The 9,418-nt window shown below is 63.0% G+C and carries 10 protein-coding genes; 7 read left to right on the forward strand and 3 right to left on the reverse strand.

Annotated features, from left to right (window positions below; translation table 11 throughout):
• Window positions 1–2 precede the first annotated feature (2 nt).
• The 7 genes from ACT3TS_RS16855 (at window position 3) to ACT3TS_RS16885 (ending at window position 7,365) form a co-directional block, all read left to right on the forward strand.
• Window positions 3–1,361 carry an alpha-L-fucosidase gene (locus ACT3TS_RS16855; protein WP_444532682.1) on the forward strand — a complete coding sequence of 453 codons (1,359 nt, stop codon included), beginning with the start codon at window positions 3–5 and terminating at the stop codon, window positions 1,359–1,361.
• Window position 1,362: 1 nt separating this feature from the next.
• Window positions 1,363–1,677, forward strand: a complete 315-nt coding sequence (locus ACT3TS_RS16860) for an L-rhamnose mutarotase (RefSeq protein ID WP_444532683.1) — start codon at window positions 1,363–1,365, stop codon at window positions 1,675–1,677.
• The gene (locus tag ACT3TS_RS16865) at window positions 1,674–2,642 is read left to right on the forward strand and encodes an aldo/keto reductase (RefSeq protein ID WP_444532684.1); all 969 of its coding nucleotides are present in this window, start codon (window positions 1,674–1,676) and stop codon (window positions 2,640–2,642) included. Before ACT3TS_RS16860 ends, ACT3TS_RS16865 begins: the two co-directional genes overlap by 4 nt.
• Complete coding sequence (locus tag ACT3TS_RS16870; protein WP_444532685.1) at window positions 2,635–3,537, forward strand: amidohydrolase family protein; 903 nt, start codon at window positions 2,635–2,637, stop codon at window positions 3,535–3,537. Before ACT3TS_RS16865 ends, ACT3TS_RS16870 begins: the two co-directional genes overlap by 8 nt.
• 211 nt (window positions 3,538–3,748) lie before the next feature.
• Window positions 3,749–5,296: a sugar ABC transporter ATP-binding protein gene (locus ACT3TS_RS16875; protein ID WP_444532686.1), complete on the forward strand. Its 1,548-nt coding sequence runs from the start codon at window positions 3,749–3,751 to the stop codon at window positions 5,294–5,296.
• Between the two features lie 18 nt (window positions 5,297–5,314).
• A complete protein-coding gene (locus ACT3TS_RS16880; protein WP_444532687.1) occupies window positions 5,315–6,337 on the forward strand; it encodes an ABC transporter permease in 1,023 nt (340 codons plus the stop codon).
• A gap of 53 nt (window positions 6,338–6,390) precedes the next feature.
• Window positions 6,391–7,365: an ABC transporter substrate-binding protein gene (locus tag ACT3TS_RS16885; protein WP_444532688.1), complete on the forward strand. Its 975-nt coding sequence runs from the start codon at window positions 6,391–6,393 to the stop codon at window positions 7,363–7,365.
• A gap of 85 nt (window positions 7,366–7,450) precedes the next feature.
• Here ACT3TS_RS16885 and ACT3TS_RS16890 read toward each other — a convergent pair whose 3' ends face one another.
• The 3 genes from ACT3TS_RS16890 to ACT3TS_RS16900 all read right to left on the reverse strand — a co-directional run bounded on the left by ACT3TS_RS16890 (window position 7,451) and on the right by ACT3TS_RS16900 (window position 9,327).
• A complete protein-coding gene (locus ACT3TS_RS16890; protein ID WP_444532689.1) occupies window positions 7,451–8,191 on the reverse strand; it encodes a hypothetical protein in 741 nt (246 codons plus the stop codon).
• Window positions 8,188–8,550, reverse strand: coding sequence for a PadR family transcriptional regulator (locus ACT3TS_RS16895; protein WP_444532690.1), 363 nt, complete (start codon window positions 8,548–8,550; stop codon window positions 8,188–8,190). The genes ACT3TS_RS16890 and ACT3TS_RS16895 overlap by 4 nt, the downstream gene beginning before the upstream one ends.
• Before the next feature lie 105 nt (window positions 8,551–8,655).
• Window positions 8,656–9,327 (reverse strand): FadR/GntR family transcriptional regulator, encoded by a 672-nt coding sequence (locus tag ACT3TS_RS16900; protein ID WP_444532691.1) that lies wholly within the window; start codon window positions 9,325–9,327, stop codon window positions 8,656–8,658.
• Window positions 9,328–9,418 lie beyond the last annotated feature (91 nt).

Genomic DNA, 9,418 nt, shown 5'->3' on the forward strand with positions numbered 1-9,418 from the left:
CCATGACGGACCAGGGCGCCCCCGCACAAGTTGTCATCCCGCACGCCCCTTGGTTCACCGAGGACCGGCTGGGCATGTTTGTGCACTGGGGGCTGTATTCGCTCGCCGCCCGGCATGAATGGGTCATGAACTACGAAGAAATCGCGGTGGAGGAATACCGCAAGTACTTCGAGCACTTTGACCCTGATCTCTACGATCCGCGTGAGTGGGCCAAGGCCGCCAAGAATGCGGGAATGAAGTACGTGGTGCTGACCACCAAGCACCACGACGGGTTCGTGCTGTGGGATTCCGCCCTCACGGAGTACAAGTCCACAAACACTCCGTGCGGGCGGGACCTGCTCACCCCGTACGTCGAGGCGCTGCGGGAGGCCGGGCTGAAGGTCGGTTTTTACCACTCCGCCATCGACTGGCACCATCCCGATTTCGCCATCGACGCCGTCCACCCCGAGCGCAACAACCCGAACTGGGCCGCGCTCAACAAGACCCGCACCGGCGCCACGTACCGCGAGTACCTGCATGGTCAGGTCCGCGAGCTGCTGAGCAACTACGGGCAGATCGACTACCTCTTCTTTGACTTCTCCTACCCCGAGATGTCCACCAAGACGGACGACGGCGAACCCAAGTTCCGCGGCAAGGGCGCCGACGATTGGGGTTCCGTTGAGCTGATGACGATGATCCGGGAGCTGCAGCCCGGGATTATCGTGAACGACCGGCTCGATGTGCCGGGCGACTTTGTCACTCCGGAGCAGTACCAGCCCGCCGGGGCCATGCTCAGCGGCGGGAAGGAAGTTCCGTGGGAAGCCTGCCAGACCCTCAACGGCAGCTGGGGCTATGACCGGGACAACCTGGACTACAAGTCGCCCGAGCAGCTGGTCCGGATGCTCATTGACGGTGTCTCCAAGGGCGGGAACCTGCTCCTGAACGTGGGCCCCACCGCCCGCGGCAACATCGATCCGCGCGCCCATGAGGCCCTGGAAGGCATCGGCGAATGGCTGCGCCTGCACGGCCGTTCCATTTACGGTGCCGGGGCCTCCGGCCTGGAGGCCCCGGTGGACGCCCGCTACACCCTGCGCGGCGACCGCCTCTACCTGCACCTGTTCGCGTGGCCGTTCCAGTTCATCCACCTGCCCGGCCTCGCCGGAAAGGTGCGCTACGCCCAGCTGCTCAACGACGCCTCCGAGGTTGCCATGATGGTCCTTGACTCGGACCAGGCTGCCGGGCACATGACCCCCGCGGGCCAGGCGCCCGGTACGCTGACGCTGAAGCTGCCCGTCCAACGGCCCACGGTGAGGGTGCCCGTCGTCGAACTCTTCCTGAACACGCACCCCACTGACCAGGCAGCCACTGCCGAAAGGGACTGACATGACCCAGAAGATTGCCCTGCACACGCGGCTCAAGCCCGGCAAGGAAGCCGAGTACGACCGCGTCCACGCCCGCATCAGCGACGACCTCGACGCGGCCCTGCGCGGCGCCGGCGTCACCGGCTGGAACATTTGGCGCAGCGGCCGGGACCTTTTTCATGTCGTGGAGGTGGCCGATTATCAGGCGATGCGCAAGGAACTGGCCACGAATCCTGTCAACATTGAGTGGCAGGCCGTCATGAGCGGGCTGCTGGACGTTGAGGACGACTATTCGGGCGATGACATGGGCCTGGCGAAGGTGTGGGAGCTGCCGTGACAGTGCCGAAATTGGGCCGCCTTGGCTTTGGCGCGGCAGGCCTCGGAAACCTCTACAAGGCCATGAACGACGACGTTGCTGCCGCCACCATCGCGGCCGGCTGGGACGCGGGCCTGCGCTACTTTGACACGGCCCCGCACTACGGACTCGGCTTGTCCGAACGCCGAGTGGGCGCGTTCCTGACCACCAAGCCGCGGGATGAATTTGTCATCTCCACCAAGGTGGGGCGCATCCTGGAACCCGCGGACAACCCCACCGGGGCCCGGGACGCGCAGGGCTTTGACGTCCCGGCCGACGTGGTGCGGCGCTGGGACCCTTCCGAGGCCGGCATCCGCCGCAGCATCGAGGACTCCCTGGAACGCACCGGGCTGGACCGAATCGACATCGCCTACCTGCACGACCCGGACGTCTACGACCTCGAAGCCGGCATCAACGAAGCACTGCCCGCCCTGGAGAAGCTGCGCGCCGAGGGCCTGATCACGGCCATCGGTGTTGGCGCCAACTCCGCCGACGCACTCCGTGACTGCGTGCTCGCGGCCGACCTTGACGTGATCATGCTGGCCGGGCGCTACTCGCTGCTGGAACAGCCCGCGGCCGCAGACCTCATGCCGCTGTGTCTTGAACGCGGCGTTGGCATTGTCAACGTTGGCGTGTACAACTCCGGACTGCTGGCCCGTCCCGTGGTCCCCGATGCGGCGAACTACAACTATGCTCCGGCTCCTGCCGACATCCTGGCCCGGGCCAGGGCCCTTGCCGCCTGCTGCGACGAATTTGATGTTGAACTGCCGGCTGCGGCGCTGCAGTTTGCTGCCGCCCATGCGTCCGTGGTGAGCGTGGTCGTGGGGGCCTCCAACCCGGGGCAGATTGCACAAACCGCCGCCCGCATGGCTGCACGCATACCAGCGGAGCTGTGGGCCGCCCTCGTTTCCCGCGGCCTGCTGGCGGCGGATCTCGTCAATGTCTGAGCCCGCGGACGACGCCGGACGGGCGGCTTCCGCTGCCGGCGGCACCTTGGGGGCGTCCGCCGACCGCGTCGACTCGCACCTCCACCTGTGGCAGCTGGCGTCCGGGCAGTATTCCTGGCTGACTCCGAAGCACGGGTTGCTGCACAACACCTTCACGGCCGGGCAGGCGCAGAAGGCCCTGTTTGGTGCGGGTGTTGGCCAGGCAATTCTTGTGCAGGCCGATGACACTGCTGCCGACACCGAGGCAATGCTGTTGGCGGCTGCCGCCCACGACTGGATCGTGGGTGTGGTGGGCTGGCTGCCGTTGGAAGACCCGGCCGCCGCTGCCGCCGTGTTGGATTCCTGGGCCGGCCAGCCGGCACTTTGTGGCGTCCGCACCTTGGTCCACGACGACCCGCGCGCCGAGGTCCTGGCACTTCCGGCTGTACGCGAGTCCCTGGCCCTGGTGGCAATGGCCGGACTGCCCTTTGACGTGCCGGACGCGTTTCCCCGTCATCTGGGCCAGGTGGCACAGCTGGCCGGAGAACTCCCGGAGCTGACAATCGTCCTCGACCACTTGGGCAAGCCCCCACGAGCCGGAACATCCGGGCAGATGGCGGCATGGGAGCGGCAGTTTCGGGCCGTCGCCGCCCATCCCAACACGGTGGCCAAGCTGTCGGGGCTGCATTGCGCCGGGGCCGAGTTTTCCGCGCCGGCCCTGGGTCGGGTCTGGGACATTGCGTTGGACGCCTTTGGTCCGCAGCGGCTTATGTTTGGCGGTGATTGGCCGGTGAGCCTGCTTGGCGGCAGTTACCAGTGCACAGTCGATGTCATGGCAACGCTCATTGACGCGTTGAGCCCGGCTGAAGCCCATGCCATCTGGGCAGCGACAAGCCACCGAACGTACGGGCGATAACTATTTCGTAGACATCGGATGTATTTTCTCAAAGGGGAAGCATTTGTGGCGCAGGTAACATAGCATGGTGGAAGTTGTATCCTCTCGCAATTCCTTTAGGTGCTGGGATAGGGATGCATAACATACTTTTTGGGTCCAGTCTCGGTCAACCGGACTCGATCTTGAAAGAGATCTGATGTCAGCCATGATTTGCGAGGCATGAAAGGACACTATGAGCAAGAAACTTCTGCGGATATCCGGGGTGAACAAGAGCTTTCCCGGTGTCAAGGCATTGTCCGGGATGCAGCTGGACCTTGATCACGGTGAGGTGCTGGCGCTTGTCGGCGAGAACGGTGCCGGCAAGTCAACCCTCATGAAGCTGCTCTCCGGCATTTACGTCCCGGATTCCGGCACCTTTGAAATTGACGGCGAGGACGTTGTCATCGCCGGCACCCGGCACGCGCAGGAACTGGGCATCAGCATCATCCACCAGGAATTCAACCTGATGCAGGACCTGACGGTGGCCCAGAACATTTACATTGGCCGCGAACCCCGGATGGGCGGCGTCTTTTTGAGTGAGCGGGCGCTGAACCGCAGGGCCCGGCTGCTCTTCGACCAGATCAACATTGACCTTGATCCAAGAGCCCGGGTAGGCGATCTGACAGTTGCCAAGCAGCAGATGGTGGAAATCGCGAAGGCGCTTTCCTATAAATCACGCATTTTGATCATGGATGAGCCCACGGCAGCCCTCAACGATGCCGAAGTGGCCACGCTGCACAACTTGATCCGCAACTTCACGAATGAAAAAACCGGTGTCATCTACATCTCGCACCGCATGGACGAGCTCAAGGCCATTTCCAACCGCATCACGGTGATTCGCGATGGGGAGTACATCGAAACGGTGGACACCGCCAGCACCTCCATGCGGGAGGTCATCAACTTGATGGTTGGCCGGGAAATCTCCGGCAACCAGCGGCCGGCGACCCATGCGCCGTCGGACGAGGTGGTCCTGAAGGTGGCGGGCCTGCAGACCAAGGACTTCCTGCGTGACATCAACTTTGAGCTGCACAAGGGCGAGATCCTGGGATTTGCCGGGCTCATGGGTGCGGGGCGGACCGAAATCGCCCGCGCCATTGTCGGCGCCGACCGCATCTCGGCAGGCACGATCGAGCTGAACGGTGAGCCGGTCACCATCGGCAACCCGGCCGTGGCGGCCGCACTTGGCCTGGGCTACCTTTCCGAGGATCGCAAGCATCTGGGCCTGCTGCTTGAGCGCGACGTCAAGGACAACATTGCCTTGAGTTCGCTGAAGATGTTCAGCCGCATGGGCGTAATCAACGACAAGGCCATGAAGTCGACGGCCACAAACTACATTGACAAGCTGCGCATCAAGACCCCGTCCAGCGGACAGGCCGCCAAAAACCTGTCCGGCGGAAATCAGCAAAAAATTGTCATTGCCAAATGGTTGGTCAAGGACTGCGACATCTTGATTTTTGACGAACCGACCAGGGGCATCGATGTGGGCGCCAAGGAGGAAATTTATGCACTCCTGAACGATCTGGTCGCCCAGGGCAAATCCATCATCATGATTTCCTCGGAACTGCCTGAAGTCCTGCGGCTGTCCCACCGCATAGCGGTGATGAGCGAGGGCCGCCTCACCGGATTCCTCAGCAACGCGGAAGCGAACCAGGAAAACATCATGGAACTGGCAACCCAAAATCTTGACGGTGCCGTCCTGACACCGCTCCCAACATCCAGCGCGCAGCGCTCCACGACGTAAGAAAGGACGGCAAAGACGATGACCCTGACAAAGGAAGCTGCGCAAGCCGCCACACTTGCCAGCAACAAAAAATCGGAATTCAGCACCCGGCTCCGGGCGAGCTTTCAACAGTTGCTGGCCTTTGCCAGCTTGTTGGCGTTGGTGCTGTTCTTCTCCGTGGCCAGCTCCAACTTTTACCAGGCCGCCAACCTCTCCAACATTCTGCTTTCGACGGTCGTGACCGGCCTGCTGGCGCTGGGCACCACGTTCGTCATCATCACCGGCGGCATCGACTTGTCCATCGGCACGGGCATGACCCTGTGCTCGGTCATGACGGCCGTCTTCATGACCCAGATGGGCATGCCCATGATCGTGGGTGTGCTGTGCGGGGTGCTGTTCGGCGCCTTGATGGGTGGTGTCAATGGCTTCCTGGTGGCCGTCATGAAGATCCCGTCCTTCATTGCCACGCTGGCCATGATGATGGTTGCCGCAGGCCTGGCCCTGGTCATCTCCGGCACGAAGCCGGTTTACACCAACGAAATTGCCGGCTTCCAGAAGATCTTCGCCCTGGGCAAGTCAATCCCCGGCCTGGTCATCCCCAACGCTGTGTTCATCCTCTTCGCCGCAGCGATCATTGCCGGGCTGCTGCTGTCGAAGACCATCCTGGGCCGTTACACCTACTCGATCGGCAGTAACATGCAGGCCACTGCGCTCTCCGGCGTCAACGTCACCAAGTGGACGGTCCTGATCTACACCGTCGCCGGCTGCTTCACAGGCCTGGCCGGCGTCATAGCCACGGCCCGTCTCAACTCGGCCCAACCCGCAGGAGGGGCGGGCCTGGAACTTCAGGCGATTGCCGCCGTCGTCATTGGCGGAACGTCGCTGGCCGGCGGCAAGGGATCCATCATCGGCACCGTCATCGGTGCGTTGATCATGTCGGTGCTGACCAACGGCCTCTCCATCATGTCGATCCCGCAGGAATGGCAGCAGGTTGCCGTCGGCGTGGTGATCCTGCTGGCCGTGTACCTGGACATGGTGCGCCGCAAGAAGGCCGCCAACTAGATTTCCCCGCAGCATTTGAATTGCCAACGTGTTTATACAAAGGAGTTAGACCCATGCAAAGAAGAAAATTTCTCGCCCTGGCCTCGGTGGCTGCCGTGTCCCTTGGGCTTGCGGCCTGTGACACCCCCGCCGACGCACCCGCTGCCGGCGGCGGCGGCAAGACCTACATCGCCATCGTCTCCAAGGGCTTCCAGCACCAGTTCTGGCAGTCGGTGAAGCAGGGGGCCGAAAAGGCGGCCAAGGAATTCGACGTCGAGATCTCCTTCGAGGGTCCCGACAAGGAAACCAACGTCCAGCAGCAAATGGACCAGCTGAACAACGCCATGGCCAAGAACCCGCAGGCCCTGGCACTGGCCGCCTTGGACTCCAAGGCGGCCGAAGGCGTGCTGCAGGATGCCAAGGGCAAGAACATCCCCGTGATTGCGTTCGACTCCGGCGTTGACTCCGACATCCCGATTGCCACGGCCTCGACGGACAACAAGGCCGCCGCCGCGGAAGCCGCGAAGCACATGGCAGAGCTGCTGGGCAACAAGGGTGAAATCGCCGTTGTCGGCCATTCCCAGACCGCCACCTCGGGCACGGACCGCCGCGACGGCTTCGTTGACTACCTGAAGGCCAACGCTCCGGACATCAAGATCGTTGACATCCAGTACGCGGACGGTGACCAGGCCAAGTCCACCGACGCCGCCAAGTCCATGATGACCGCGTATCCAAACCTGGCCGGCATGTACGGCACCAACGAGGGTGCCGCGATCGGCGTCGTCAATGCGGTCAAGGAAACTGGCAAGACCGGCAAACTGGTCATCGTCGGCTTCGACTCCGGCAAGGCGCAGATGGACGCCATCAAGGACGGTCTCATGGCCGGGGCCGTGACCCAGAACCCCGTCGGCATTGGCTACGAAACGGTCAAGGCCGCGGTCGCCGCGATCAAGGGTGAAAAGGTGGAGAAGGTCATCGACACCGGCTTCTACTGGTACGACAAGGACAACATCGCCGACCCCGACATCGCCGCGAACCTGTACGAGTAGCCTCTCCGGCAACTGGCCCGCAGTTGTGGTTGTAAAACAGCGTGTTTTCGCGTGTTTTACAACCACAATTGCGGGCTACTTGGCTTTAAGGGGCGACGGCGTGAATCACGCCGGTGAGGCCGAGCAGGACGAGAGCGAAGACCGGAAACAGCCAGCGGGTGAGGATCTCGAGCCATCGGTCCTTCGCCGACATGGGCGGGGCGGTTTCCAGTGGGCTGACCACCGGGTCCGGCGCCTCGCTCAGGGCTGTGACCGTGCCGGCCAGTGACAGGGCGACCATCAAACCGGCGCTGATGACCAGGACCGGACCGGGCGGAAGGCTCAGGAACGCATCGCCGGCAACCTTTGGTGTCAGCATTGCCGAGAGCACCCCGGCGGCCCCGCCCACAACAGGCACGGCAATCAGCGCCCAGAAGTGCCGGAGCAGAAACGACAAGTACAACGGCAGGGCGAGCACGAGGGCCGCAAGGAAGACCACAGTTGTTAGCTGCCAGCCGCCCAACAGCAGCTGTGCGCCCTCGAGCCACGGGGACAGGGCTGCCGAGAATACGAGGAAAACCACCAGGTTGGCGGTACTCAGGGAGACCGTTGACTTGATGTCCTTTTTGATGGGCTTGATGGCACCGCCGCTCAATTCAGCCGCGTACTCCCGGGGCGTGCCAAATGCCTCCTCCGGGGACTGGCCGGAATCGGCTAGAAACTCCTCAACGGTGGCCACGGCGTCTCCGATGGACTTGCCGGAGGCATCCTTGAGGCGAAGCTCCATGGTCAGCGCATCCAGCCACTTCTTGGTGGCGGGCTTGTTCGTCGTTGCTTCCCTGCTCATTGCAAAACTCCTCGATCGGGTGCGGTGGCGAGAAACGCCGTCGTACTGGTGGTGAAGGTGTGCCATTGTTTGCGCTGACGATCCAGTTCGGTGCGGCCGGCAGGGGTGAGCGAGAAGTATTTGCGGCCGGGGCCGCTCTCGCCGGGGCGCCATTCAACGTCGACCCAGCCGGCCGTTTCAAACCGGGCCAGCAAGGGGTAGAGCGTGCCGCCCTTGAAGGTTCCCAGGCCCGCCTGCTCGAGCGCGGTGATAATGGCGTAGCCGTAGGTGGGGCCGCCCGACAACGCCTGTAATGCGCAGAGGCCCAGGGAGGCGCGGTTCCAGTCGCCAGGCCACGGTTCTTCCAGTGATGAACTCATGGCTAGATAGTATTCCTAACTAGTTAGCGTGGCAAGTTCGTTAAAAGGAAAGCCCGCCTGCCATGGATTCCTTGGCTTCCTTGGCGGGCGGTTGGTGTTGGGTGGCTACAGTGCCTGGCGGAGCCAGTGCTCAACACCGCTGATGTGCACGGTCAGCAAGGCCTTGGCCAGTTCGGCGTCGCCGCGCTCCAGGGCGTCGACGATGGCGGCGTGCTCGGACAGTGTCCTGTCCACTGCCTTCTCCTGCGTGAGGCCGCGCCAGATGCGGGCGCGGACGGTGCTGCTGGAGAGTGCGTCCAGGACGCTGGCCAGGTAGGAGTTGTCGGCCGCGGCTGTGATGAGCTGGTGGAAAATGAGGTCGTGTTCCACCAACTGCTCCACGCTCGTCGACTCGTCGATGTTTTCCATGGTTGCGCGTAGGGCGGCGGTTTGCTCCGGGGTAATGCGCCCGGCTGCCATGGCGGCTGCGGCGGGCTCCAGTATGCGGCGGACCGCAAAGATGTCCAGGATGGTTTCGTCCTGGTGGAGGTCGACAATGAATGACATTGCCTCGGTGAGAAGCTTGGGCTCAAGGCTTGTCACGTAGGTTCCGTCGCCGCGCCGCACATCCAGGACGCGGATAATTTCCAGTGCCTTGACGGCCTCGCGGAGTGAGCTGCGGGACAGGCCCAGCTTCTCGCTGAGTTCCTTCTCCGGCGGCAGCCGGTCTCCGGCTGAAAGCTCGCCGGAGATGAGCATGTCCTTGATTTTCGTGATTGCTTCGTCAGTTACAGCCATAAGGCCACTCTAATGGTCCGATGTTTGTTCAGACGGCTGCCCCGCCGGAGCGGCTCACCCTCGGCTGGCCACAATAGCCGGCGACTGGCCG

This window comes from Specibacter sp. AOP5-B1-6 (genome assembly GCF_052376555.1).
Taxonomy (GTDB): Bacteria; Actinomycetota; Actinomycetes; order Actinomycetales; family Micrococcaceae; genus Specibacter.

Excerpts from the sequence above, each read along its gene's own strand:
- ACT3TS_RS16855 (WP_444532682.1), top strand. The coding sequence starts at position 3 with ATGACGGACCAGGGCGCCCCCGCACAAGTTGTCATCCCGCACGCCCCT.
- ACT3TS_RS16860 (WP_444532683.1), top strand. The coding sequence starts at position 1,363 with ATGACCCAGAAGATTGCCCTGCACACGCGGCTCAAGCCCGGCAAGGAA.
- ACT3TS_RS16870 (WP_444532685.1), top strand. The coding sequence starts at position 2,635 with ATGTCTGAGCCCGCGGACGACGCCGGACGGGCGGCTTCCGCTGCCGGC.
- ACT3TS_RS16875 (WP_444532686.1), top strand. The coding sequence starts at position 3,749 with ATGAGCAAGAAACTTCTGCGGATATCCGGGGTGAACAAGAGCTTTCCC.
- ACT3TS_RS16880 (WP_444532687.1), top strand. The coding sequence starts at position 5,315 with ATGACCCTGACAAAGGAAGCTGCGCAAGCCGCCACACTTGCCAGCAAC.
- ACT3TS_RS16885 (WP_444532688.1), top strand. The coding sequence starts at position 6,391 with ATGCAAAGAAGAAAATTTCTCGCCCTGGCCTCGGTGGCTGCCGTGTCC.
- ACT3TS_RS16890 (WP_444532689.1), bottom strand. The coding sequence starts at position 8,191 with ATGAGCAGGGAAGCAACGACGAACAAGCCCGCCACCAAGAAGTGGCTG.
- ACT3TS_RS16895 (WP_444532690.1), bottom strand. The coding sequence starts at position 8,550 with ATGAGTTCATCACTGGAAGAACCGTGGCCTGGCGACTGGAACCGCGCC.
- ACT3TS_RS16900 (WP_444532691.1), bottom strand. The coding sequence starts at position 9,327 with ATGGCTGTAACTGACGAAGCAATCACGAAAATCAAGGACATGCTCATC.